This is a genomic window from Mucilaginibacter ginsenosidivorans, assembly GCF_007971025.1.
GTDB lineage: Bacteria > Bacteroidota > Bacteroidia > Sphingobacteriales > Sphingobacteriaceae > Mucilaginibacter > Mucilaginibacter ginsenosidivorans.
The window spans coordinates 3225051-3249661 of record NZ_CP042436.1; the positions used below are offsets into that span (position 1 = coordinate 3225051).

At 45.7% G+C, this 24611-nt stretch carries 20 protein-coding genes; 11 read left to right on the plus strand and 9 right to left on the minus strand.

The features are described from left to right. Complete coding sequence (locus FRZ54_RS14755) at positions 1-2364, minus strand: ABC transporter permease (RefSeq protein ID WP_147032351.1); 2364 nt, start codon at positions 2362-2364, stop codon at positions 1-3. 271 nt (positions 2365-2635) lie between these two features. Here FRZ54_RS14755 and FRZ54_RS14760 point away from each other — a divergent pair, with 271 nt between their 5' ends. Next, positions 2636-3025 carry a putative quinol monooxygenase gene (locus FRZ54_RS14760; protein WP_147032352.1) on the plus strand — a complete coding sequence of 130 codons (390 nt, stop codon included), beginning with the start codon at positions 2636-2638 and terminating at the stop codon, positions 3023-3025. 643 nt (positions 3026-3668) lie between these two features. On the opposite strand, the gene FRZ54_RS14765 is transcribed toward FRZ54_RS14760, so the two are convergent. The 5 genes from FRZ54_RS14765 to FRZ54_RS14785 form a co-directional block, all read right to left on the minus strand. Continuing rightward, positions 3669-6008, minus strand: a complete 2340-nt coding sequence (locus FRZ54_RS14765; RefSeq protein ID WP_147032353.1) for a S9 family peptidase — start codon at positions 6006-6008, stop codon at positions 3669-3671. Between the two features lie 239 nt (positions 6009-6247). Further along, entirely contained in the window at positions 6248-6643 is a 396-nt protein-coding gene (locus FRZ54_RS14770; protein WP_147032354.1) for a VOC family protein, read from the minus strand. A 100-nt stretch (positions 6644-6743) separates the two neighbouring features. After that, on the minus strand, positions 6744-8108 hold the full coding sequence (locus tag FRZ54_RS14775; protein ID WP_147032355.1) for an alpha-amylase family glycosyl hydrolase: 1365 nt from the start codon (positions 8106-8108) through the stop codon (positions 6744-6746). A gap of 72 nt (positions 8109-8180) precedes the next feature. Beyond that, positions 8181-8612, minus strand: a complete 432-nt coding sequence (locus FRZ54_RS14780; RefSeq protein WP_147032356.1) for an SRPBCC family protein — start codon at positions 8610-8612, stop codon at positions 8181-8183. Next, positions 8609-8959 carry an ArsR/SmtB family transcription factor gene (locus tag FRZ54_RS14785; RefSeq protein WP_147032357.1) on the minus strand — a complete coding sequence of 117 codons (351 nt, stop codon included), beginning with the start codon at positions 8957-8959 and terminating at the stop codon, positions 8609-8611. Before FRZ54_RS14785 ends, FRZ54_RS14780 begins: the two co-directional genes overlap by 4 nt. Positions 8960-9080: 121 nt before the next feature. Between FRZ54_RS14785 and FRZ54_RS14790 the strand changes: the two genes are divergently transcribed. The 5 genes from FRZ54_RS14790 (at position 9081) to FRZ54_RS14810 (ending at position 15866) form a co-directional block, all read left to right on the plus strand. Next, a complete protein-coding gene (locus FRZ54_RS14790; RefSeq protein WP_147032358.1) occupies positions 9081-9305 on the plus strand; it encodes a VF530 family protein in 225 nt (74 codons plus the stop codon). 98 nt (positions 9306-9403) lie between these two features. After that, positions 9404-11122: a GMC oxidoreductase gene (locus tag FRZ54_RS14795; protein WP_147032359.1), complete on the plus strand. Its 1719-nt coding sequence runs from the start codon at positions 9404-9406 to the stop codon at positions 11120-11122. Positions 11123-11443: 321 nt separating this feature from the next. Then, positions 11444-12562, plus strand: a complete 1119-nt coding sequence (locus FRZ54_RS14800) for a hypothetical protein (RefSeq protein ID WP_147032360.1) — start codon at positions 11444-11446, stop codon at positions 12560-12562. 2 nt (positions 12563-12564) lie between these two features. Next, a complete protein-coding gene (locus FRZ54_RS14805) occupies positions 12565-13791 on the plus strand; it encodes a S8 family peptidase (protein ID WP_147032361.1) in 1227 nt (408 codons plus the stop codon). Between the two features lie 26 nt (positions 13792-13817). Then, positions 13818-15866 carry a hypothetical protein gene (locus FRZ54_RS14810; protein ID WP_147032362.1) on the plus strand — a complete coding sequence of 683 codons (2049 nt, stop codon included), beginning with the start codon at positions 13818-13820 and terminating at the stop codon, positions 15864-15866. On the opposite strand, the gene FRZ54_RS14815 is transcribed toward FRZ54_RS14810, so the two are convergent. Beyond that, complete coding sequence (locus FRZ54_RS14815) at positions 15863-16087, minus strand: CDGSH iron-sulfur domain-containing protein (RefSeq protein ID WP_147032363.1); 225 nt, start codon at positions 16085-16087, stop codon at positions 15863-15865. The two genes, FRZ54_RS14810 and FRZ54_RS14815, sit on opposite strands and share 4 nt — an antisense overlap. A gap of 93 nt (positions 16088-16180) precedes the next feature. Further along, positions 16181-17530: a Gfo/Idh/MocA family protein gene (locus FRZ54_RS14820; protein ID WP_147032364.1), complete on the minus strand. Its 1350-nt coding sequence runs from the start codon at positions 17528-17530 to the stop codon at positions 16181-16183. Between the two features lie 120 nt (positions 17531-17650). Here FRZ54_RS14820 and FRZ54_RS14825 point away from each other — a divergent pair, with 120 nt between their 5' ends. The 3 genes from FRZ54_RS14825 to FRZ54_RS14835 all read left to right on the plus strand — a co-directional run bounded on the left by FRZ54_RS14825 (position 17651) and on the right by FRZ54_RS14835 (position 20052). Next, positions 17651-18295 carry a carbohydrate-binding family 9-like protein gene (locus FRZ54_RS14825; RefSeq protein ID WP_147032365.1) on the plus strand — a complete coding sequence of 215 codons (645 nt, stop codon included), beginning with the start codon at positions 17651-17653 and terminating at the stop codon, positions 18293-18295. A gap of 185 nt (positions 18296-18480) precedes the next feature. Beyond that, positions 18481-19593, plus strand: coding sequence for an acyltransferase family protein (locus tag FRZ54_RS14830; RefSeq protein WP_147032366.1), 1113 nt, complete (start codon positions 18481-18483; stop codon positions 19591-19593). A 12-nt stretch (positions 19594-19605) separates the two neighbouring features. Further along, positions 19606-20052, plus strand: a complete 447-nt coding sequence (locus FRZ54_RS14835; RefSeq protein WP_147032367.1) for a hypothetical protein — start codon at positions 19606-19608, stop codon at positions 20050-20052. Positions 20053-20306: 254 nt separating this feature from the next. Here FRZ54_RS14835 and FRZ54_RS14840 read toward each other — a convergent pair whose 3' ends face one another. Then, positions 20307-20906 carry a GNAT family N-acetyltransferase gene (locus FRZ54_RS14840; protein ID WP_147032368.1) on the minus strand — a complete coding sequence of 200 codons (600 nt, stop codon included), beginning with the start codon at positions 20904-20906 and terminating at the stop codon, positions 20307-20309. Between the two features lie 135 nt (positions 20907-21041). Between FRZ54_RS14840 and FRZ54_RS14845 the strand changes: the two genes are divergently transcribed. Together FRZ54_RS14845 and FRZ54_RS14850 are read left to right on the plus strand one after the other, a co-directional pair. Then, positions 21042-22802, plus strand: coding sequence for an ABC transporter ATP-binding protein (locus tag FRZ54_RS14845; RefSeq protein ID WP_147032369.1), 1761 nt, complete (start codon positions 21042-21044; stop codon positions 22800-22802). Further along, on the plus strand, positions 22783-24543 hold the full coding sequence (locus FRZ54_RS14850) for an ABC transporter ATP-binding protein (RefSeq protein WP_147032370.1): 1761 nt from the start codon (positions 22783-22785) through the stop codon (positions 24541-24543). The genes FRZ54_RS14845 and FRZ54_RS14850 overlap by 20 nt, the downstream gene beginning before the upstream one ends. Positions 24544-24611 lie beyond the last annotated feature (68 nt).

Genomic DNA, 24611 nt, shown 5'->3' on the forward strand with positions numbered 1-24611 from the left:
CTACTCTCCCCGCAAACTATCCACCGGTTTTGCCATTGCCGCTTTAACTGATTGAAAGCTGATGGTTGCAAAAGCAATGATGATTGTGCCGGTAGCTGCCGATGCCACAGCCCACCACGGTATATTTTGCCGGTAAGCAAAACTTTGCAGCCATTGATGCATTACCCACCAAGCTAAAGGCACACTGATAAATATGGCGATCAAAACTAACCTGATAAAATCTTTGGAGAGCAGGGACACTAATGTGGATACATTGGCACCCAAAACTTTGCGGATGCTAATTTCGCGCCGGCGCTGTTCGGCTGCGTAAGCTGCCAGGGCAAACAAACCCAAACAGGCTATACCGAGCGCAAGGGCCGTAAAAATAAAAAAGAGTTTCTCCATACGTTGCTCGTTGCTGTACATGGCGTTAAAATCATCGTCCATAAATGAATATTCAAATTGCTGACCCGGGGCAAGTGTTTTCCATTTATTTTCAATGCGTTCCATTAGCTGCGGCAAATTCCCGGTTTGCAATTTTACATTTAGCGATGCCATCCAGTCGGGCGCCATCACCATAGCCAGCGGCGTAACATTATCGCGCAGCGAAGAAAAGTTGAAATCCTTTACCACGCCGATGATACGATAGCGTTTGTTTACCAGGGCTGTCGGATCGCCTTTATAACCTAATTTTTTTGCTGCGGTCTGGTTAATGATCATGGCCGATGAATCGGACAGGAACTTATCCGAAAAATTCCGGCCTTCGGTCAGCTGCATGCCCATGGTGTTCAGGTAGTTCTCGTCCACCGTCCACAATTCGGATTGCACCGAACTGCCGGAGGAGAGGCTAAGCTGGTTTGGCCAGCGATTGACGCCGGTAGGTAAAAAACTGCTTAACGAAGCGTTGATCACCCCCGGCAGGTGCTTCATCTCCTGCCGCAGCGTATTGGGGTTACTTACGGCGTTCGCATTTTTTATAACCAGCACCTGGCTGCGGTTAAAGCCGAGGTCCTTGCTTTTTATATAACTCAGTTGGTTATAAACCACCAGCGTGCCTACGATGAGGAAAATGGATATGGAAAATTGGAAAACCACTAAAAAACTGCGGAGTGCGCTGTCCCTGAAACCTGACGATAATTTGCCGTTTAAAACGCTGATGGGTTGAAAAGCAGATAAAAAGAATGCCGGGTAAGCGCCGGCCAATACGCCCACCACAAAAACAATGACCAGCAGCGCGGGTATAAGCCAGCTGAAAATTTGCAGCGACAGGGCCATATCCTTACCTGATAATTGATTGAACAAAGGCAGCAATGCCCAGGCCAGCAGTATAGCGATGACGGAGGATGCAAGCGTAACAAGCACAGATTCGGACAGGAACTGGGCGACAAGGTATTTGCGCGGCGAACCTAAAACCTTACGCACACCTACCTCGCGCGCACGGTTGGCCGACCGGGCGGTAGAAAGGTTCATGAAATTGACGCAGGCCAGCACCAGCACGAACACGGCTATGGCCAAAAATATGTAGATATACTGGATGTCGCCATTGGCGCTTAGTTCGCGCTGGCGGTTTGATTTTAGGTGAATATCGGTAAGCGGTGTCAGGCTTAGCCTGATAAAATCGCCGCCCGAGGCAAACTTATCATAACTGAAGCTGTCGGTATTCATGTGCCGGCGTATCAGGCCGTCAAATCTTGATTCGAGGCGCTTGACATCTGCTCCCGGTTTAACCAAAATGTAGGTATTAAAGCTGAACCCCATCCAGTTGTGGCTTTGGTTAGCATCCAGCGCCAGGAAAAAATCGGCCCTGAAATGCGACTGGGCAGGCATATCCTTAATAACGCCGGTTATTTTGTGCAGGCTGTTTTCGTTATTGACGGAAATAAGCGTTCGCCCTATAACATTGGTGGTATTAAAATATTTCTTAGCGGCTGATTCCGAGATCACGATGGCGTTCGGGTTTTTTAAAGCAGTTTTAGGGTCGCCTGAAAGCATGGGCAGCGTGAAAATATCGAATATGGAATGGTCGCAGTACACCGCTTTATTTTCAGTTATGATTTCATCGCCCTTTTTAAACTGGATATTGATGGCCAATGCTATACGTACCGACCCTTCAACTTCGGGGAATTCGCTCACCATGGCTTCGCCAACCGGGGGAGCAGTTATTGCAAATTGGGTAGTGCTGCCGCCGGTTTTCAGATCGGTATTTAAGCGATAGATCCTATCGGCTTTTATATTGTACCTATCATAACTTAACTCATCGAATACGTAAAAAGTGATAAGCAGGCAAATGGCCAGGCCCGATGCTAACCCCAGCACATTGATAGCGGTAAAACCTTTGTTTTTGGCAAGCCCGCGGAACGCCGTTTTAAGGATGTTTTTTATCATGAGTTGCGGTTTAATAGCGTGAATGATTAAAGATAAACTAATTATTTAGTTTAAGCAAGTGACTTGTAAAATTTAATTTTGAATATATATATAGTCTCCTCTGAAGACTACTGGCATATCAATTCGAAGTCAGAGACTTCGAACAGCGGGGGCTAAAAACTTCGAACAGCGCAAGCAGCTGAGTATATTTGATTAATTTGTTCTCAGGCACCCCGGGGCGGTTAAAGCCATCGGCGCAGTTTTTGTTGAAAAATGTCTCTACCTTAGAAATATGAAAGCCAGGATATTTTATATTTCGATTGTTATAGCGATGTTGCTGCTGATAAACACAAAGGTTATGGCGCAAGATAACAGGATGTACCGGATAGCCAAAATAAAGGTCGATCCCGCTCAATTACACAGTTACAGATCGGCCCTTAACGAGCAAATGAATGCTGCCATCAAGGAGGAACCGGGCGTACTGAGTTACTATGCCGTAGCCGACAAACAGCACCCGGAAAATATCACCATATTCGAAATATATGCCGATACTGTGGCCTACCAGCAGCATATTGGATCGGCACATTTTAAAAAGTATAAAGAAACGGTAAAAAACATGGTGACATCTTTGGAACTGGAAGATGTCAGCTTATTAGCCTCCGCAAAAAAACCGGGGATGTAATTAATGGCCCTGCGGTTTTAAGTTTCTATCTTAAGTTCGCTGTGCGGTTGAGAATGCAGCACTGAATTCTTGAACAGGTATAGTGTACTATTCCCGGGCATTCTTACTTTTTAATATGCACAAAACCTGTTACACGAAGCCTGTTTAACGCGCAAAAAAAGCAACAATTTGTTATAACTGGTATGTTAAATGTTTCAAAGTGATAATTGCCGCCTGGTGTTGCCTGAAAAGGGTGTTTTGATGCTTTTTTCGAAATCACTGTATGTCAATTAACAAGCAACCTTAGTGTTCATGGCGACGATGCAGGTTAACACTAAGGCGGGTATTAGTGTAATAAGTAAATAGCTGGTAACCTGGTTTTTACTTTTGTGTAACACCCCGAAGGGAAAGTTACCATAAACACTTGGTGTTATGACAAGTTCGCAACAGGTGCAAAAATGCAGTTATCTGCCGTGGCGAAAATAGTTTCTATTAAAAACGGAAAATTTATGGTTAACACCGATTATTTTTAACTAATTGATGATCAACTTGTTGCTTTGAAAAACCGACAAATTGTGTTAACCATGTTAACCCTGCCACATCCACAAAAAAAACGGCCAGCATTACGCCGGCCGCTTTAACAAACAATCAATCAAACAATATTTTATTCGCCGCGTGCCGAGTTCCTTGGGTCGGGTTTGGCATGTAACTGGTATTGGTGCGGTGGTTCAGTGCCTGCCAGGTTTTTCACAAAATAGTCCCAGCGGCGGCGCATCATGTACGGCGAGAACTGACCATAGCCGTGCGGACTGTTCGGGAACACAATCAGGTCGTAGTCCTTATTGGCTTTTTCCAGCGCATCTATCACCAGCAAAGTGTTTGTTGGCGGAACGTTATCGTCCATCAGGCCGTGGGCCAGTAATAGCTTGCCTTTCAGGTTTTTGGCGTAGTTCTCGTTGGCCTGGGCGTCATAGTCAGAGTTGGTAACAAGCCCGTCGTAGCGTTCGCCCCAATCGTCCTCGTAGTTGCGGTTATCGTGGTTACCCGATTCGGATATACCCACTTTAAAGAAGTCCGGGTAGCGGAACATGGCGCATGCCGTAGCAAAACCACCACCCGAATGCCCCCAGATGCCTACTTTATTGGTATCGATATAAGTATATTTCTGCGCCAGCTGGCGGATGCCCGCTACCTGGTCGGGCAGGGTATTTTCGGCCATATTGCCATAGCTCATGTCGTGGAAGCTTTTGGAACGCAGCGGATTGCTGGTGCCCTCAATTTGCACCACCACAAAACCCAACTCGGTAAGCGCGTTGCAGTCGCCCCGGGAGGCTGCAAACGACCAACTACCCACGCTGCCCCCCTGCGGACCGGGGTAGATATAATCGATGATGGGGTATTTCTTGTTCGGGTCGGCATTGGCCGGGGTAAACAGCAATCCGTAAATGTCAGTTTTACCATCGTGCGCCTTTACCGAAAAGGGGATAGGGGCATGCCAGCCGGTAGCCGTAAGCCTTGATACATCGGCTTTTTCGAGTGTTGCCAGCATTTTTCCGTTCATATCGCGCACCGCGGAAACGGGCGGTACATCGGGCTGCGAGTAGGTATCTACAAAATAATTTTCATCGGGTGCGAAAGATATTTGGTGGTTGCCTGCGTCGGGCGTCAGATCCACAAGGTGTTTACCATCGAAACCGATCTTGCAGAAATGGGTAAAATAAGGGTTTACCTTATCCATGCCATCGGCATCAAAATAAAGCTCACGCTTTTTTTCGTCCACTTTTACCAGCCGGGTAACTACCCATTCGCCTTTGGTGACCTGGTTTTTTACTTTACCCGTGGTGGCATCGTACAAATACAAATGCCCCCAGTTATCACGTTCCGAAAACCAGATTATCTCCTTGGTTTTTGGCAGGTAGCGCCAGTTGATGGCCCCCCAACCCGATTCGTATTGGGTTTTTACATCTTCTTCAAATACTTCACGCACGGCACCCGTAGTGGCATCTGCTATGCGGAATTTCTCCTGCTTATGGTCGCGCGAGGTAGATACAAAGGCCAGCTGGCTGCCGTCGTCGCTCCAGTCGTTATCGTCAAAAGTGCCGCTGCTTGAAATATCGTCGCTCAGCGTAGCCCGGTGCGGGTCGGCCGGAACCTGTAGTTTGATCACTTTCGGGTTATCCACTTCGATGATCACGCGTTCTATCATCGGTATAACCTTATCGCCGGGCAGTGGGTATTTCCAGGCTTTCAAAACAGGATGTCCCACATTGGTACTCACCAAATACATATCGCCAACCTGGCGCTGGTCGTCCTTAAAAGTCGCTATTTTTTTTGAGTCGGGCGACCACCTTAATACGGCGCCGTCGCTGTGTTTCCAGCCGGCGTTATCAGTGGCGTAGCCGTAATCTTTTGAGCCGTCGGTGGTCAGTTGGGATGTTTTACCCGTGGCCACATCTTTTATCCATAAATTCCAGTCCTTAATAAACGCTGTTTTTTTACCGTCGGGCGATGGCACTTCCAGGCCACCTCCCCGGCGACGCCCGCCCGCTTGCCCTGCGCTGGCGGGAGTTATTTTAGAATCATCTTTAGTACAGGCGTAGGTTGCCAGGTCGCATTTCCACTGCTGCCCGTCGGCCCGAAAAATAACCGACTTATAATCCGGTGAGAAACTAATGCTTTGAAAAGGCAGCATAGCCGCGGTGTATTGCTTGCCCGTAGCGGTAGAAAGTGAAGCCGCCAGCTTTGCATGGTCGAAAGCCGCTGTACGGCTTTTCTTTACCGGGTCAACCAGTACAAATTGGCTGCCGTCTGCTGTCAGTACCCGGTACCAAAACTTATCGCCCGGTAACCAGTTGGGCCGCACGGATGCATTGTCAATATAAGGTTCGGTGCCGTAATTGAGGCGGCTTTCGGCCCGTTCATAATCTTTGACGGTTAACGCGGTTTGTGCATTTACCGTAAAGGCACACGCCAGCGGTATGGCGGTGAGGAAAAGTTTATTCATCGCGGATCAGTTAATATTGAAAAACAATATTGCGCAAAATTGCGCTGCTAAGCAAGCGGGTGATTGTAACAGGTTTGTGGTAGGGAAGGAAGTCGAAAGCCTTGAGCCGGAAGTCTTGAGTCTTTAATTTGTCCGAACCAGAATTTATGGAATTAAAGAATTAACACAATTTCACATATTTAAATTCTGGTTCAGACAAACCAGGGCAATAACTGATTAACTAATAGTCAGTTAACTGATCACCTATCCCTCGTCATCACCCCGATAATATTCCCTGCCGGGTCGGCAAACCAGGCGATGTCCGGGCCGTAGCCATCACCCTTCATAATGCCTTTCTCGTTGGTCTTCATATCGCCCCAATCGTATTGCTCGAATTTGACGCCTCTGCCTATCAATTCGTCAACAGTTTTCTCCAGGTCGTCTACCGGGAAATTTAGTACCGTAAATGTGGCGGGTTTATGGTCTTCTTTCGGGTAGACCATGATCGGGTTGTTGCCGGAGGTATGTATCTCGAGCAGATCGATCCCCATTTTGACGGTTTTCACTTCCAGGCCGAGCGTGTCCTGGTAAAAGTCTTTAGCCTTTTCAATATCATCTACCGAAAAACTGCTGAATGCTTTGCTGTCCTTTAACATAGGTTTGTGTTTTGGTGTATATGTAATACAAAGTTAACCCCCCTATGTTGGCAGCAAAGGGTTAAAAGCGACAATAGCAAGGTGTTTTTATGACAGCCCGCTAATATTGATAGATGACATAACCCCAGGGCTCTATCTTCCATGGCTTGCCCGAAAGCGGCTCCTTGTTGCCCATAAACACATTATAAGGGTTGCCATACAGTGATTTGTCTTTCACACTGATGGTTTGCTCCTTAGATGAAAGGTTAAGAACGATAAACACTTTTTTGCCGGCCTTAGAACGCACATAAGCATATACAGCCCTCGGATCGCCTGCAACTACTTTGGTAAACGAGGCATCGGACGATAACGCAATATTGTTCTTACGGAGATCGAGCAATGTTCTGTAAAACTTCGCCCTTGCAAAATTCTTAAAGCCCATCGGGTCCTTGTCAAAAAATTTGATGGCACGTAATACAGGCTCTTCCTGTCCGCTATAAACCAGCGGAACGCTGTGGTAGAATGTTTCCGAAAAAACTGCGAACGGCGCATGTGAAGCGCCGGGAAAAGTACCGAAATCAGCCTTGTTCCAACTGTTTTCATCATGGTTGCTGGTGAAGCCCAGTTCAAGGCCGTTCTTTGGGTATTCCTTGTCATATTTGGCTTTGATGCTATCCAGCGCAAAAGCAGGCGCAGCACCCTTCGCCACGTCGATCATTTTATGGAACATATCCCATGAGTAGGTAACATCGAAACCACTCCTGTGCAGGTAATCCTTATCGCCTTCGGCAAGCATAAATAGGTCGCGACCCTTGCGTAGCTGGCTTATACATCTTTTCCAGAAACTTTCAGGGACGTTCCAGGCCACATCGCAGCGGAAGCCATCAATATGGGTATTCACCAGCCAGAATTTCATGGCATTGATCATGCTGTCCTGCATCACTATGTTTTTGTAATCCAGCTGGCGGGTATCGTCCCAGCCATAGGGGATAGCGGCCTTGCCATTTTTGTCTTTTACATAAAAATCGGGGTATTTTTTGAGCCAGTAATGATCGGCCCCGGTATGGTTAGGTACCCAGTCGATGATCACCTTCATACCCTTTGCATGAATCTGGTTTACTACCTGTTTAAAATCATCAAAGTTCCCGAATTCAGGATTAATGGTAGTGTAATTTGAAACAGCATAGTAACTGCCCAGCGAACCTTTGCGGTCGACCTTGCTGATGGGGTTGATGGGCATGAACCATATTGTTTGCACACCCATTTGCTTCAGGCGGTCGAGACTCCTGGCAAATGCTTTAAAAGTTCCCTCTTTGGTATATTGACGGACATTTACTTCGTAAATATTACCCTGCATTATCCACGCCGGGTGCCCGTCGATGGTTTTTGGCGTTTGTGCAAAAGAGCTGAAGCATACCCCACATATGCAAAAGACGAGGGCAAGCATATAAATGCCCCTGACTGTTTTTGTTCCCTTGAAATACATATTAATTTAGATTTGAATCGAAATTAAGCATTTAGATATAAAAAAACACGCAGGGGCACTTAACTAATAATTTTAACTCTCATTCTCAACAAATTCCCTGATCGATGTGCCGATAATATACGTCCAGCCTGCACTGAAGCTTTCCCTCGCAAAATCCTTGTTATTAGTCGGGAAGCTCTCCAACCCTTCATGCGTAAGCTTTAGCCTGGTTGCATTGCCTTCGGGGAACAATTCAAATGTAACAAAGGAGTTCCCGGGATAATCCTGGTAACGCCAGCTATATTGCAGCGTTCTGCCGGGTTCCACCTTCGTTATTTTACATAAATGGACGTAGGTCTTTTCCTCACTGCCGCCGTTAAAAGTAAATTCAAAGCCTACCTCGGGTTTAAATTCGGCAATATCAAAATACCACTGCTTCATTTTATCCCTGTCAGTAATTGCTTCCCAGACTTTTTGGACAGGCGCGTTCAATGTGCGCTCAATTACAAATGGTTCGTTTTTCATTTCTTCTTCTTTTTTATCGGTTCAACCTGTTTATTTGGCTCGATGTCATTCGCCAGGAAATTCTCCAGCGCATCCAGTTTCTGGTTCCAGAATACCCGGTATTGCTCAACCCATTGCGAAACTTCGTTCAGCTTTTGAAGTTTGGCCTCGCAATAACGCTCGCGCCCCACTTGTTTTATGGTGATCAGTCCACACTGGGTCAATATCTTGATATGTTTGGAAATGGCCGGCCTGCTCACATCAAATTGGTCGGCCACGGCGTTAAGGTTCATCGACCTGTTGGCTACCACATTAATTATCTGCCGCCGGGTAGGGTCGGCTATGGCCTGGAATACATCTCGTCTCATTTTTATTTATCTGTAACCGTTCGGTTTCAAATATAGATGTAACCATTTGGTTACGCAAATTTATTTTGAATATTATAGTATATCGAAAGCTTTGTAAATTCGATAATTTAGTAGCCGTATTATGGCCGATCAAAAGCAAGCAAACAACCCCCTTCACGGCAAAACATTAGAAATGGTGCTGAATGCGCTGGTAGATAAATACGGCTGGCCTGAACTAGCATACCGTATCCGCATCAATTGTTTCCTGGTCGATCCGAGTATCGGATCGAGTTTGAAATTTCTCCGGAAAACACCCTGGGCGCGCAAAAAAGTGGAAGACTTGTACGTCGATACTTTTACCTGGTAGTGCATCGGCCATGCATGGCCTTATATTTTGATAAAATCGTCAACCTTTCGGTTTTTTACTTTGAAACGTTTAAATTAGGCTACCAATTATAAACGGTTATGGTAAATATCAATTCAAAAGGCGCAGACCAACATACATACGATGCTATTGTTATAGGTTCAGGTATCAGCGGCGGTTGGGCTGCGAAGGAGTTGTGTGATAACGGGTTAAAAACACTCGTGCTGGAACGCGGCCGAAATGTGGTGCATTTGAAAGATTACCCGACCGCGTTGAAAAATCCCTGGGATTTTCCGCACCGCACTTATGAACCGGTATCGGTTTTGAAGGAAAATCCGATAGTGGAGAGATGTTACGCATTTAATGAGACCAGCCAGCATTTTTTTGTAAAGGATAAAGAACATCCGTATATACAGGAAAAACCTTTTGATTGGATACGCGGCTACCAGGTGGGTGGTAAATCGCTGCTGTGGGCACGTCAGACCCAGCGCTGGAGCAAATTTGATTTCGAAGGTCCCGGTCGGGATGGTTTTGCCGTCGATTGGCCAATAAGGTATGATGATATAGCGCCATGGTACAGCCATGTCGAAAAGTTTGCAGGCATAGCCGGCAACCACGACGGTTTGGAAACGCTGCCCGACGGCGAATTTTTGCCCGCCTGGGAAATGAACGCCGTGGAAAAGGACATGAGCGCCCGTATCAATGCGCATTACAAAGGCAGTCGCAATGTCATCATAGGGCGCTGTGCGCACCTGACCAAACCAAACGATATACATAAACAGCAAGGCAGGGGACAGTGCCAGGCTCGCAGCCTGTGCGAACGCGGCTGTCCGTTTGGTGGTTATTTTAGCTCGAACGCGTCGACCATTCCCTGGGCACTGAAAACCGGGAACCTTACTTTAAGACCCGATTCGGTGGTGCATTCTATCATTTATGACGAAAAAAAGGGTAAAGCTACCGGGGTTAGGGTGATAGACGCACACACCAAACAGGCCACCGAGTACTATACAAAGATCGTATTTGTGAACGGCGCAACCATGAACAGTAACCTGATCATGCTTAATTCGACATCATCCCGCTTTCCGAACGGGCTGGGTAACGATAGCGGCGTACTGGGCAAATACGTGGCGTTTCATAATTACCGCGGCAATGTTTTTGCGACGATGGACGGATATCTTGATTCATACTACTACGGCCGGCGTCCTACAGCCATCATGATGCCTAATTTCAGGAACGTGCAAAAGCAGGAAATGGATTTCCGCCGTGGGTATATGACCTTTTATTCGGTGCTTCGAGCTGGATGGGGGCACGAGACAGACGGACCCCAATTGGGCGGGCAATTCAAGGAAAACATAGCGGAACCCGGACAATGGGTTGTTTATACCCAAATGCAGGGCGAGACCATCCCGAAGGAAACCAATCATGTTAGCCTGAGTAAGGATGAAAAGGACCAGTGGGGTATACCATTGCTTAAAACCTCGGTTGCCTACGATGACAACGATGTAAAAAGTATGAAGGATTTTATGGCCCAGGCATCGGAAATGCTGGATATAGCCGGCTGTAAAAACATCAGTACGCACGACACCAACCAGGCGCCCGGCCTAGATATTCACGAAATGGGTGGCGTGCGTATGGGTAAGGACCCCAAAACATCCATTTTAAATGCCTGGAACCAGGTGCACAGCTGCCCCAACGTTTTCGTGACAGATGGTTCCTGTATGGTATCTACCAGCACACAAAACCCGTCACTCACCTTTATGGCCATAACTGCCCGTGCAGCAAACCACGCTGTAGAGGAGTTGAAAAAGGGGAATGTATAAAATACAGGAAAGCACAGCAGGAATGCCTCATTAATTGTAAAGCTTTAGTGGTCGCCCGGCCCTTAGTTTTTGCTGATTCTTTTTAGGTTGAGTTTTTCTTTTTAACTAATTTTTTGTCAGGTCTCCCCAAACGGTCTTCTTAACCAATAAAGTGCGTAAAAACCACAAGCAAATACCGTGAAAACACGCTGGTTAAATTGTTTGACTATAACTAAATTCACTTTAATTAAAATTGTTTAATTGGCTGGAAAGCAGTTAATTGAAACAGGTACCGTGTTATGCCGAAAACGGATGAAAAAGTAGGCAATAAATTTAGAAGATATGTTTGACAGTTCAGTTCTCAATGTTGTGATCGGGCTTATTTTTATATTTCTGATTTATAGTCTTTTCGCGACCGCCGTTCAGGAAGCCATTTCGAGTATACTTCAGCGGCGGGGAGGCACCTTGTACCGGGGTGTGGTTAGTATGTTAACGGATACACCCGCACAAGGGAACCTTTTTTCGCGCATTTGGGCTTATATCACTTCGTGGTCTGTTTGGCAATGGGCCAGGGCACTAATTAAGAAGCCGGAGGTCATTACCTTATATCAAAGGTTCTATCATCACCCTATAATAAAAAATTATGGCGAGAATGCTTTATACAACAAGCCTGCTTACCTCACGTCCGAGAACTTTGCTACGATCCTGGTTGAAACCATAAAAAACCTTGAATCGGCTAACGAAATAAAGCCTGCCGATTTTAAAATGATACAGGATACTATAGTAAAGTACAGTAACCTGCCTGCAGAACTACAGGAAAATTTTCCCGGGTGGACCGAACCGGTCGTTGCTTATATCGATTGCGAAACATTTAAAATATTAAATTTTCATTTGAATGAAGCCGCCGGCGACCTGGATGTTTTTAAAGCAAGGCTTGAAAAATGGTTTGACGATAGTATGGAACGCGTCAGCGGCTGGTATAAAAGAAATACCCAAACCTGGCTTTTTATAATTGGTTTTTTTCTGGCGATGGCGCTCAATATCGACACTATACAAATAACCAAATATCTGTCAAGAAATAAAGAAATAGCCGCTAAACTGGCTGATATGGGTACAGCGGTTGCTTCCAATTCACATTATAAAGACTCTGTAATAACTGCCGAAATATTAAAAGAAGTAAAGGCTCAAAAAGATTCCGTAAATACCTTGCTGGGCCTGGGATGGAAATACACCAGTAACCATCCCTCTGACGAAATCCTTACCGTATTAAAAGGAACATTCGCAACTTCATGGACAAATTTCTTCGGCATATTTATTTCGGCCATTGCCATCAGTCTTGGCGCACCGTTTTGGTTTGATCTGCTGAACAAATTTGTCAATATACGAGCATCAGGAAAAACCGTTAAGTCGAGCGGCAGCACTACGAAAACCAATAAGTCAGACGATAATACCGACGGATAGTCATGGCAATCAACGTCAAGATCAGGATCGCAATTTATATCCGGCGAGGACCGGGGAGAAGCTTTGACCCGCCAATGGGCAGGATAACGCCCAGCGGCGCCGTGGTCGTAATGGATGGCAAGGAAGAGGGTGAGTCGTGGAAGGGGATAAATACATGGTATTTCAAAATCAACGACAAAGGCGCCCGGCAGTATTATTGGGGAGGAGGCGTAGAAGTATCAGGCGGCGAAGAAGAAGTTGCTAATGGTGATAACGATCTTCAAGAGAATGAACAGAATGATGCCGGCAACGAGGCAGAAACGGAAAATTTGCCGGGCCCTAATGCGGGCGTTTTGGACGAAGAAATCGATGTGCAAACTGACACGGCCGGTTCACGCATAACTTACAGCTGGGAAATTACCGATTACGGAATTGATAAGTTATGGGAACAATCAAAAGGAGCGGGAGTGAAGGTAGCGGTAATTGACACAGGCTTAAATTACAACCATACCAACATCAGGAACAAAAAAAACATTGAATATTTAAATTTATCCACTGGTTCAACAAAGCGCGAGGATTGTTTGGATACCAACGGTCACGGCACCCATTGCGCCGGGGTTATTTGCTCGCAGGGCCCCGATGTTTATGGCATAGCTCCGGAGGCAGATTTGTTGATCATAAAGGCAACGGATGACGGCGATATGCTATGCAAAGATCTGGCGAACGCTATTATTAAAGCGGTTGGCTTAAGGGCCAACATAATTTCGGTAAGCTACAGCTTTCTTAACAGAGAGGCAGATATCGGCTTGTTACAAACGGCTGCACAACATGCAAGCGACAATGGTGTATTGATAGTTGCTTCTACCGGCGATTCGGGGCCTGTCGTAACAAAACCAACCTTTCCCGCTTCGTATCCCTTTAGCGCCGGCGTTGGGGCAAGCGATCAAAATAAAACCCTTTGGCCCGGAACGACCATAAATCCTGACATCGATATTTTAGCACCCGGAGTTAATGTTGTTTTAATAGGCCCAGGCGACGCAGGAATAACCACTGATAGCGGCACCAGCTATTCAGCCCCTTATGTGGCTGGTGTCGTCGCATTACTTATGGCAGCATCGGGCAAGCCGCCTATCGATATTGCCGATGAGTTGAAACAAACTGCAGGCAGCCGCGATGGCATACGCGATCAGTTACAGCAACTTTATAATGAACCTGATTTAATTGTGCCCATTGGCATCATCAAACCATAATTCAGAAAAACTAATTCATCAACCTTATGAAAAAGTATTTAGTAATAACGGCTTTTTTGACCCTGGCTTTTGATTGTTTATACGGTCAAAGCGCATATTATGACGCCCTTAAACTACGGCGCCTGATCGTAACGGATAATAAAGGCACGCATTTTAACACAAAAGCAGACTCGTTATTGAAGGCCGGTAATATTTTATACAATTACATGATACTGGATAAAAAAATTGATTCGGTCAATTGGCATGTCATCCATGACGAATTTACATCGGACCCGAATTTTAACCCTTTTTTGACACCTTTGATCCCCAATGCTCCCAATAGTGGTAATGAACCCAAATCATCCGGTACAGGCTTATCATTTCAAAGCATCGGTAACCTCGATGTTACCAACTTTGCTGACGGGCTGGCGAAATTCCTGGTTAAAAGGACAAAGCAGGAATTGGCTACCGCTTTTTTCGAACGGTTCAAAGATAAACTCGACAGCGTAAAACAACTTAGGATACTCTTTCCGACAACTTATAAGGCGTTGGGTGCAATTGACCAGGAAATTTATAATTATGCAGCCTATGTCGACCTGTTGAGGGAATCGTTTCAGAAGGACCTTGCTATGATCCTGCCTAACCTTGGCTTGCTTGTGCAGGATCCGAGTATGCAGCCGGTATTTAAGGCGCTCCCTTACCTGAAAATCATTATGGTAGATGGTTTATTTCTTATAAACGAATTTAATGAAGGGAAGCACCCCGGGCAGGTATTTCACGATTATATCACTGACCGGGCCGATACTACGCTCAATTTAATAAACAAAAATATATACCCCTCGTTACAGATTCTCGATATTTTCTCTCAGTCGCTAAGGTCCGGTGCGAAGGACAAATATTGGATCAGTGCCGATTCATTGAAACTTTTGTTTAAGGATAAAATAACGTTTCAGATATACATGGGCCTGGTTTACCAGCAATTGACCAATAGGGAAATTATCTTTTACGACAAAGAGGGGAAACCTGTGGATTTTAAAGCCTTCCTTACAAAACATGCAGCGGAAATTGTACAAGACGAAGAACGTTACAATAGTTATCTGTCCGAACTGATACAAAAAGCAAATGAAGCTGAAAAATATTTCATTGCTATCAAGCAATTGATCCAAAAAGGGCAGGACAAACCTACCTACCAGGACTATTACAGTTTGTATAACTCAGCCCTTACTCTTTTTGAACAGATGCTGCCGGCGCCCACGCTGTTGAACCTGAAAAGCAATATTACAATGAATGTTATTGACAGGAATGAGGATAAGGTTCATAAGTATTTGTCTGTAGGCCGCTCTTTAGGCAATATATATGTGGATATCTACGAAAAACAGTACCCCTCGGCGGTGATAGAGGCCAGCACGATTTTGGACCTGCTACCCGGCAATCCCTCAAATCTTAGCCAGCTTTATATCAAATACGGAAACTTTGCATCTGTTTTAGCTAAGGCGCAAAATAGCGATGAAGTTGAAGAAGCTATTGAAGCAGTTGCTATGCCTGCAGGAAGCTCGACGGTGAAAAGAGAGTCGGAATTTAATGTTTCCCTCAACGCTTACGTGGGCCCGTATTTAGGTTACGAGAAAATACACGGTATTGATGCCAAAAAAATGGGTGCATTCGGGGTAACAGCGCCAGTGGGTATTGCCGTAAGCTGGGGGCATCGTTTATTGTTTTTCCCGACGGCAAAATCGAAATGGTCGACTTCATTATTTGTATCCCTCATTGATATCGGGGCCCTTACCTCTTATCGGTTTAGTTCAGGAAATTCAAAGGTAGGTACCGACAGCACAGCACAGGTGGCGCAGGTGCCCCGGATACAGTTAAAGGATATAGTTAGCCCCGGAGTATTTCTATCTATAGGTATACCGCGAACACCAATTTCGTTTTCAGGAGGGTTTCAACTGGCCCCTAATTTTCGCAATGTGAGCCTGAATGCGAATAATACAGTGACAAATGGCTATGGCGACAATAAACTTTACACAAGGTGGTCGTTCTCCATATTAGTGGACATTCCCTTGTTAAACTTTTATACCAAAGACAGAAATCCTTAGACTTTTTTAGGTGGCAGATCAAATGCCTGCGCATCATGCTCAAAATGGCCCTTATGCGATCCGTCACAGAAAGGTTTATTTTGTGATAAGCCGCAACGGCATATGGATACAATGGTACGGCCCTGCAAACCGTATGCATTGCCTTGTGCGTCTACTATTTCGAAATCGCCGTCTACTTTAACCGATCCGTTGCTGTTTATTGTCAGTTTTGTTGTTGCCATGCGGCGAAGATAAGCAGAAAGCTAAAAGCTCAAAGCGGAAAGCCATGTTTGTGGAAAATTACAGCTTTCTTCTTTGGTCTTTTTGCTTTTGGCTTAAAACCCGCTATCATCCAGGGCGAAATTATTTTTCCGCTCCTTCCATTTGCCATTTGTAAAATCGGGAAACTGCTGCGGCATATTGCCTTCGGCGAGTGATTTTTCCGACAGGGGGGTGATCACGCTCATGGTAACCGAATCGTACACATCAATGGGGGTAGGCCCCTTCTTTTTCACCGCTTCAACAAAAGCGTTAAACACAAACCAGTCCATACCGCCATGCCCGGCTCCGGCAGCATCGCTGGCGTATTTTTTCCAGAGCGGGTGGTCGTATTTATCGAACCATTCTTTCGCCGGGTCCCACTGATCTTCTTTTCTGGATTGATTTTCGATATAAACAGATTCGTTCACATCCATCCATATTCCTTTGGTACCCTGCACGCGGAAGCCTAAAGAATACGGTCGCGGTAAATGCGTATCATGACTTAACATTACCGTTTCGCCGTTGGCGCAATTGATCATGGTGGTAACCACGTCGCCATTTTTAAAATTGATCTTGCCATTTGGACTTCCGGGAGCCAATTCCTCGATATAAGCGTTCAATCCTCTTGATTTTGAAGCAAATGAAACCAGGTTGGTAAACCGGTTACCGCGCGTAATATTGGCGTAATGCATTACCGGTCCGGCACCGTGGGTAGGGTAAATGTCGCCATTGCGGTCGATATTGAACTGCGTTCGCCATTGGGCTTCGCTGAAAGCTTTCGGCCCGAATTCTACACCCTTTCCTCCAAACGGTTTGCCGTCGTTAAACAACACATCCCTTAAATTATGCTGGTAACCTCCTTCAAGATGAACTATTTCGCCAAACAGGCCCTGGCGTACCATATTCAGAGCAGCCATTACATCGCGCCGGTAACAAACGTTTTCTAAAGTCATGTAAGGTATACCCGTTTTCTCCGATGTTTTGACAATATCCCAGTGATCGTCGAGCGACAGGCCGGCCACCACTTCGCAACCCACGTACTTGCCGGCTTTCATAGCGTCGATAGCCTGTGGATGGTGGAACTGCCAGGGTGTGGCTATGATAACCGCGTCAATATCCTTGCGGTCGACCAAACCTTTGTATGCATCCAGCCCGCCGGTATACTCTTTCGGCAGCGGTTTGCCGGCTTTTTTGAATTGTTCGCGGCAATAATGCAGCGAGCTTTCCTGCGTATCGCAGATGGCGACGATCTCCACATCGTCCCTTAATAAACCCTCGCCGATGTGGCTGCGGCCGCGGAGACCGACACCAATATAGCCCAACCTGACCTTTTGTGAACTTGCTGCAAAAAGCGAACCCGAAGGCAATAACGTGAGCCCTGCGGTGGCCAAAGCGCCCTGTTTAATAAATTCTCTGCGGTACATATTTATTTGGTTATTTTGGTTTAACTTTAGTAATGCTAAGTTAATGAAATATTTTTTTGTGTGTGCGCACACAATTTAGCAACTGTCAACCAATTTTTAACATCTAATCTACAACCTAAAGTGAGATCGCTGCAGATTCCTCTTTTACCGCCTGTTGGTAAAGGCATTATTTTGCATGATATTTCGCTGATGCTCGCCAATCAGCATCATCCCATTGACTATGTGCCCTGGCCAGCATTCCCCGACAAACCCAAAGTATCCTTCGCCATAGGGCACTGCCACGACCATATCTACATCAAATATGACGTGATCGAAAAAGAAGTTCTGGCGCGATACAAACACATCAACGATCCGGTGTATAAGGATAGTTGTGTGGAATTTTTCATCGCTTTCGACGGGGAGGACGCCTATTACAATATCGAATTCAACCGGCTCGGTACCTGTCTTGGCCGCTATGGAACAGAGCGGGAAAACCGCGCCGAACTGCCTGCAGATGTATTGCGCACCATAAAGCACGAGCGCACGCTAAAGCAGGTTGTAGAAAATGACGAGCCCGTTATCAACTGGACGCTGACCGTTTCGGTACCGATAGCGGTGTTCGTTTTTCATCACCTGGCGACTATTCAGCAAAAGAAAGCCAAAATGAATTTTTACAAATGTGGCGATGACCTTACCCATCCGCATTACCTGGCCTGGAACAATATTATCGCCCCTGAGCCCAATTTTCATTTGCCTGAATTTTTCGGGGAAGTGGAATTTTTGTGATGGATCTTAGTAAGTTTCTCTGCGAACTATGTGTCTTCTTAGTACTTTCTGTGGTAAAATTTAACCACAAAAAACGCTGAGTTTTACGCAGAGGGTCACGGGAAAAGTATTGGCAAAATACTGTTGTACTTATTTGTCGGATAAATTTTATCTTTAACAAACCACCAATAACCCAACCATCACAAATGGAAAGTATAGTTCCGCAAAAATCCGGACGGCTGTTATCGCTCGATGTCATGCGCGGCCTCATCATGATCTTCCTGGCGGGCGAAGCCTGCTCGGTTTATGAGTCGCTGAGAGAGCTGCATGTCGGCGGCGCTTTCGACAACCTTTTGCTACAGTTCGACCATCATCCCTGGCACGGCCTGCGTTTGTGGGACCTGATACAGCCCGCTTTTATGCTGATAGCCGGTACGGCCATGTATATTTCGTATCACAACAAGCAAAAGAAAGGTATCACCTGGGGGCAAAACTTTAAACATATTGCACTGCGGTCGCTTAAATTATTCATATTGGGTACGGCGGTGCAATGTTTTTACAAGGGACACTTGGTTTGGGAACTATGGAACGTATTGACCCAGTTATCGGTAACCAGCCTTATCGCTTACCTTATTATCAACCGCTCTTATACTTTTCAAATTATAGTTTCGGCATTGCTGCTCATCCTGACCGAAATACTGTACCGCACCATTTTGATGAACGGGTTCGATTCGCCTTTTATGGAATACCACAACTTTGGCGCTTATATGGATACCGTGCTTATGGGCAAGATAAACTTCGACGGCTGGGTAACCATCAACATCATACCCACAGCTGCTCACACCATTTGGGGTGTGCTGGCGGGCAAATTGCTGATGTCAAGCAAAACAGCAAAACAAAAGATACAATACCTTATTATCGCCGGCATCATCGGCCTGGTATTAGGCTTCGGACTGGATAAAACGCAGATCACCCCGATCATCAAACGTATTGCCACCAGTTCGTTTACCCTCGCATCGGGTGGATGGGTGTTTCTGCTGATGGCACTTTTGTACTGGCTTATCGATGTGAAAAAGCTCAACAAATACGCCTGGATAGTTGTGGTGGTCGGGATGAATTCTATTTTTATTTACTACTTTTTCAACACCGTCGGCTATCAATGGCTCAACGGGGCAGTGGCCATTTTTGTAAAAGGCTTTGCGGGGCTTATCGGCATTGCGCCTAAAGCATCGGCAGTATTATCGGCATTGACAACCTGGGTGCTGGAGTGGGGGCTGTGTTACTGGCTGGCGAAGAGGAAAATATTTGTGAAGTTGTAGTGATTAAACGAAATGACTGGTAACTTAAGAACAAGGCCCCCTATAAACGCATTTGTGTTGGGTGCAATAATGATATTATTGATTTGGGAGGCTGTATTCAATCCAGTGTGGATTATTTACATGGTGCCAATATGGATGGGATTTTATATCGTCTTCTGCCGGTATTGTTGCACGATAACAATTGACTATTATGAGATCAAAATAAACTATATCACATTCTGGAATAAAAATATTTCCATCAAAATAGAGGATATTTCAAAAATTGATTACGCCAAGGGATTTTATGACTTCTTCTCAGATAAACGCATAGTTTTTTACGGACTTTTTCCAATGTATTGCCATGATAGACTGATTATCCACTTAAAGGGTTCGAAAATTATAGAGGCAAATGTTAATACACGTCTATTTGAATTTAAAAGGGTTACTACCTGGGCAAAAGAAATGAACTTACTGAGCTGAGGAAATGAGGCGGGTATTGAAAATTAAGAGGCTGGCTGGTATGCCACCTTTTCAATAATAGAAATTTACAGAAATTAAGTGCAAAGAAAATTCTTTATTCGGATTTTATGGTATCATTAACTAATTTATAATCAAATTATTAATTATTTTAATTGAAGCTTTTATTTAATTAAATATTCTTGAGAATTTACCTGATAAGCACTCCGCCAATGGTTGTTGGTTAAATTAAAAGGCTTTAGACTTACGACTCGGGACTATAGCCTGCTTTGCAGGTTTTCCTTCACACCGCCTTCCCACTCTTCTTTCAGAATGCTGAGCACAATTGAGTCGCGCCTGCCGCCGGCTTCCAGCCACATATTGCTGCGGAGGATCCCCTCGACGGTACAGCCTATACTTTTCATGGCCGCTATGCTGCGCTCGTTGCGTGCATCGGCACGAAACTCGACTCGGTACATACCCAGTTCCTCAAACGCAAATTGCAGCAGCAGGAATTTGCAGTGCTTATTTAGTCCGGTACCGCGAAACTTCTCGCCGTACCAGGTGTAGCCAAGCTGCAGCATAGCATTACCAGGCTGTATATCATAAAACCGGGTGCTGCCGGCATATTCGCCGGTTGTTTTATCAAATACAATAAAGGCATATTCCTTTCCTTCGGTACGGTTAGACAGGGCAGTATTGATATAGGCCCGCATGCGCTCTTCGCCGTGTGCGCTGATGCCTGAATATTTCCAGGTATCCTGTTCGTTCAGGGCATAGGGAAGAAGGAATTCGATGTCCGATTCTTTGAGCGGTCGCAGCAAAACACGGTCATCTTCGAGGATGTACGCGGCATTGCGGTCAAATATTTGTGGCATGGTCTAAAATGTTTTAACGCGTTGTTCGTCTGCCTTAGTGTGGCCCTGCAATTATAATTGATTTTATGCACGACCATAGCTGTGCATCGTTATTTTTGCTTAAGTGACATTAGAATAACAATAAATTCCCGCCCCATGCCTGAACACAATAAACCCAAAGAGAAAAAACCCGGAATATTCAGCCTGCTGAAACCGTACCGGTTATTGGTTATTATGCTCATCCTGTTTGCGGTGTTCAGCAACAGCGTGAACCTGTGGCTGCCGAAGATAATTTCGCATGGGATAGATGATTATATGCGCAGCCTGATGACCCGGATACACTTCGACCTGAACCCGACGATGATCAAATTTTTGTCGGCCATTGCGTTCATTTTTGTTTTTTCGTACCTGCAAAGTATCATCCAAACTTATACCTCCGAGAAAGTTGCCCGCGATCTGCGTACCCGCCTTTCAGATAAAATATCGCGCCAGAGCAATGCCTTCATTGCCGAGGTAAATCCGTCTAAATTGCTAACAAACCTAACTGCTGATGTCGATTCTATCAAGCTTTTCGTTTCGCAGGCACTGGTATCTATCATATCCTCCGCATTCCTCATTGTCGGTGCCAGCGTTATGCTGCTTACCATTAACTGGAAACTGGCGCTGTGCGTTATTGCTATTATCCCAATTATCGGTATCACCTTCGCTTTTGTGCTAAAAAAAGTACGGGCCTTATTTATTGAAAGCCGTGCGGTTATCGACTGGCTGAATAAGGTTATCAACGAAAGTATCCTGGGATCGGCGCTCATCCGTGTTATCAATTCGCAGCAGCTGGAGTTTGATAAGTTCCTTAAAGCGAACACCAAAGCAAAGGAATACGGACTTTCCATTTTAAGACTTTTTGCAGGGCTTATCCCGGTGATAACCTTTACCGCCAACGCCGCTACATTGAGCATACTGGTTTTGGGCGGGCATTTTATTATTAATAAAACCATGACTTTGGGCGATTTTGCCGCTTTCAACAGTTACCTGGTCATACTCATATTTCCCATTATCATGATCGGCTTTATGAGCAATGTTATTGCACAGGCGCAGGCTTCGTTCGGGCGCATCAATGGTGTACTGGATGCACCGGATACCGTAGAAACAGGAACAGTAACGGAACCCCTGCATGGCGATATTGAATTGAAAAATGTAAAAGTAGTATATGGCCAGAAACCGGCTTTGAAGAATATTTCATTTTCGGCAAAGGCGGGATCGAAGATCGCTATCATTGGCCCGACCGCCGCCGGTAAAACGCAGTTGTTGTACCTGCTTACCAACCTGATCAAAGCAAATTCGGGCGAGATATTATTTGATGGCAGAAGCATCGACGAATACAACAGCGAATCGTTCCATAGCCAGGTGGGTTTTGTTTTCCAGGACAGCATCATTTTCAACATGAGTATCCGCGAGAATATTGCCTTCAGCGACACGGTAACCGACGAGTCTCTTCAAAAAGCCATCGATACCGCCGAACTGCACGAGTTTGTCGACTCGTTGCCGGAAAAGTTGAGTACTGTGGTTTCAGAACGCGGCGCAAGCCTTTCGGGCGGGCAAAAACAGCGCATCATGCTGGCGCGGGCATTGGCATTGGACCCTAAGGTTTTACTGCTTGATGATTTTACCGCCAGGGTGGATGGCAATACGGAAAAAAAGATATTAGAGAACGTACAGAAGAACTACCCGGGATTAACCCTTATATCGGTAACGCAGAAAATAGCATCCGTTGGGCATTACGACCAGATAATCCTTTTAATGGAGGGCGAAATTATAGCCAGCGGCAAACACAATGAACTGATGAACAGCAGTACCGAATACGTACAGATATATGATTCGCAACAAAGCACCAGCAACTATGAATTACGATCTAAATAAACTTTCAACCGAACAGGAAAAGGCATCGACCCTGGGAGCTTTGAAAAAGCTGCTGGACTTTATTTCGCACGAAAAGAAAAACCTGTGGCTGGCGTTTCTGGCCATATTGGTCAATGCCTCGGTAAACTTGTTCGGCCCATTGCTGATAGGCCATGCCATTGACAAGTATGTAATACCGGGCAATTATCATGGCGTGCTGGTAATTTCGGGCGTATTGCTGGCTATGTACATTTGCGGTTTAGTGGCCAGCTACCTGCAAACCATACTAATGGGCGGCGTGGGGCAGCGGATGCTTTACACGCTGCGCAACGCCATTTTTAACAAATTACAGCAACTGCCGGTCGCGTTTTTTAACCAGAATAAAGCCGGCGACCTGATATCGAGGGTAAATAATGATACCGACAAGATCAATACCTTCTTCAGCCAGTCGCTGATGCAGTTTGTCAGTAACCTGGCCATAATGGTCGGCGCAGGTATATTTCTGTTGAGTATCAACCCTGAATTGGGTGCGGCTACCATCGCCCCGGCTGCATTGGCGTGGATATTTACCAAAATATTGTCGCCATGGGTAAAACGGAAGAATGCTGTCAATTTAAAGAGTGTGGGAGGGATGAGCGCCGAGATACAGGAAAGCCTGAACAACTTTAAGGTGATCATCGCTTTTAACCGCCGTGACTATTTCCGGAAACGTTTTGACGAAGCCAATAAAGAGAATTACACAACATCCATAAGGGCCGGCATTGCCAACAATATATTTCTGCCGGTTTATACCCTGCTGGCCGGTGTAGCCCAACTCATTGTGCTGGCTTTTGGTATTTACCTGATATCGAAAGGCCAGTTCAGTGTCGGCCTGTTGGTGAGTTATCTTTCGTATGTAAACAGTTTCTACAACCCGCTAAGGCAACTGGCTACCTTATGGGCAACTTTCCAAACGGCCATGGCAGGTTGGGACCGTATATCGAACATACTCTCATTAGAAACCAACCTGGTTACTGTCGGTAGCGGGGCGGTAGAAGGGTCAGATGCGCTGCTCGAGTTCAGGAACGTGCATTTTGCTTACCCGGGCGGTAACGAAATATTGCATAACATCAGCTTTAAAATGCAGCGCGGCAAAACTTATGCGCTGGTTGGGCCCACCGGTGGCGGTAAAACCACAACGGCCTCGCTTATCGCCCGATTGTATGACCCGACCGAGGGAACAATTTTCCTTGACGGGAAGGATATCCGCTCATACGAACCGGACGAACGTACCAGGAAGATCGGCTTTATTTTGCAGGAACCTTTTCTTTTCACCGGTACAGTTAGGGATAATATATTGTACAGCAATGAGGCTTATCAAAATTTGAGCAACGACCAAATCGAACAGGAGCTTAAGAAGGCCAGCCTGCAGGGGCTGCTCGATATTTTTGACCAGGGGCTGGATACACCAGTGCTATCGTCGGGCGATAGCACCAGCCTGGGGCAGAAACAATTGATAGCCTTTATGCGTGCGGTTTTGCGCAACCCGGATATATTGATACTCGACGAGGCCACAGCCAATATCGACACCATAACCGAGAAATTGCTAAGTGATATCCTGGAAAATCTGCCGGAATCAACCACGCGCGTTATCATTGCTCATCGCCTGAATACGATCGAGAATGCGGATGAGATATACTTCGTTAATTCAGGCGAAGTAATTGCCGCCGGATCGCTCGATCATGCTATCGATATGCTGTTACAGGGGAAAAGGGTGAGTTAGTGGTTAGTGATTGGTTAATAGGAGATTAGTGATTAGTAATTGGTTGTCGGGAAGACCATGTAAGTCGA

Excerpts from the sequence above, each read along its gene's own strand:
- FRZ54_RS14805 (WP_147032361.1), top strand. The coding sequence starts at position 12,565 with ATGGCAATCAACGTCAAGATCAGGATCGCAATTTATATCCGGCGAGGA.
- FRZ54_RS14840 (WP_147032368.1), bottom strand. The coding sequence starts at position 20,906 with ATGCCACAAATATTTGACCGCAATGCCGCGTACATCCTCGAAGATGAC.
- FRZ54_RS14785 (WP_147032357.1), bottom strand. The coding sequence starts at position 8,959 with ATGAGACGAGATGTATTCCAGGCCATAGCCGACCCTACCCGGCGGCAG.
- FRZ54_RS14795 (WP_147032359.1), top strand. The coding sequence starts at position 9,404 with ATGGTAAATATCAATTCAAAAGGCGCAGACCAACATACATACGATGCT.
- FRZ54_RS14780 (WP_147032356.1), bottom strand. The coding sequence starts at position 8,612 with ATGAAAAACGAACCATTTGTAATTGAGCGCACATTGAACGCGCCTGTC.
- FRZ54_RS14850 (WP_147032370.1), top strand. The coding sequence starts at position 22,783 with ATGAATTACGATCTAAATAAACTTTCAACCGAACAGGAAAAGGCATCG.
- FRZ54_RS14770 (WP_147032354.1), bottom strand. The coding sequence starts at position 6,643 with ATGTTAAAGGACAGCAAAGCATTCAGCAGTTTTTCGGTAGATGATATT.
- FRZ54_RS14835 (WP_147032367.1), top strand. The coding sequence starts at position 19,606 with ATGACTGGTAACTTAAGAACAAGGCCCCCTATAAACGCATTTGTGTTG.
- FRZ54_RS14820 (WP_147032364.1), bottom strand. The coding sequence starts at position 17,530 with ATGTACCGCAGAGAATTTATTAAACAGGGCGCTTTGGCCACCGCAGGG.
- FRZ54_RS14765 (WP_147032353.1), bottom strand. The coding sequence starts at position 6,008 with ATGAATAAACTTTTCCTCACCGCCATACCGCTGGCGTGTGCCTTTACG.
- FRZ54_RS14775 (WP_147032355.1), bottom strand. The coding sequence starts at position 8,108 with ATGTATTTCAAGGGAACAAAAACAGTCAGGGGCATTTATATGCTTGCC.
- FRZ54_RS14845 (WP_147032369.1), top strand. The coding sequence starts at position 21,042 with ATGCCTGAACACAATAAACCCAAAGAGAAAAAACCCGGAATATTCAGC.
- FRZ54_RS14760 (WP_147032352.1), top strand. The coding sequence starts at position 2,636 with ATGAAAGCCAGGATATTTTATATTTCGATTGTTATAGCGATGTTGCTG.
- FRZ54_RS14830 (WP_147032366.1), top strand. The coding sequence starts at position 18,481 with ATGGAAAGTATAGTTCCGCAAAAATCCGGACGGCTGTTATCGCTCGAT.
- FRZ54_RS14815 (WP_147032363.1), bottom strand. The coding sequence starts at position 16,087 with ATGGCAACAACAAAACTGACAATAAACAGCAACGGATCGGTTAAAGTA.
- FRZ54_RS14755 (WP_147032351.1), bottom strand. The coding sequence starts at position 2,364 with ATGATAAAAAACATCCTTAAAACGGCGTTCCGCGGGCTTGCCAAAAAC.
- FRZ54_RS14800 (WP_147032360.1), top strand. The coding sequence starts at position 11,444 with ATGTTTGACAGTTCAGTTCTCAATGTTGTGATCGGGCTTATTTTTATA.
- FRZ54_RS14810 (WP_147032362.1), top strand. The coding sequence starts at position 13,818 with ATGAAAAAGTATTTAGTAATAACGGCTTTTTTGACCCTGGCTTTTGAT.
- FRZ54_RS14790 (WP_147032358.1), top strand. The coding sequence starts at position 9,081 with ATGGCCGATCAAAAGCAAGCAAACAACCCCCTTCACGGCAAAACATTA.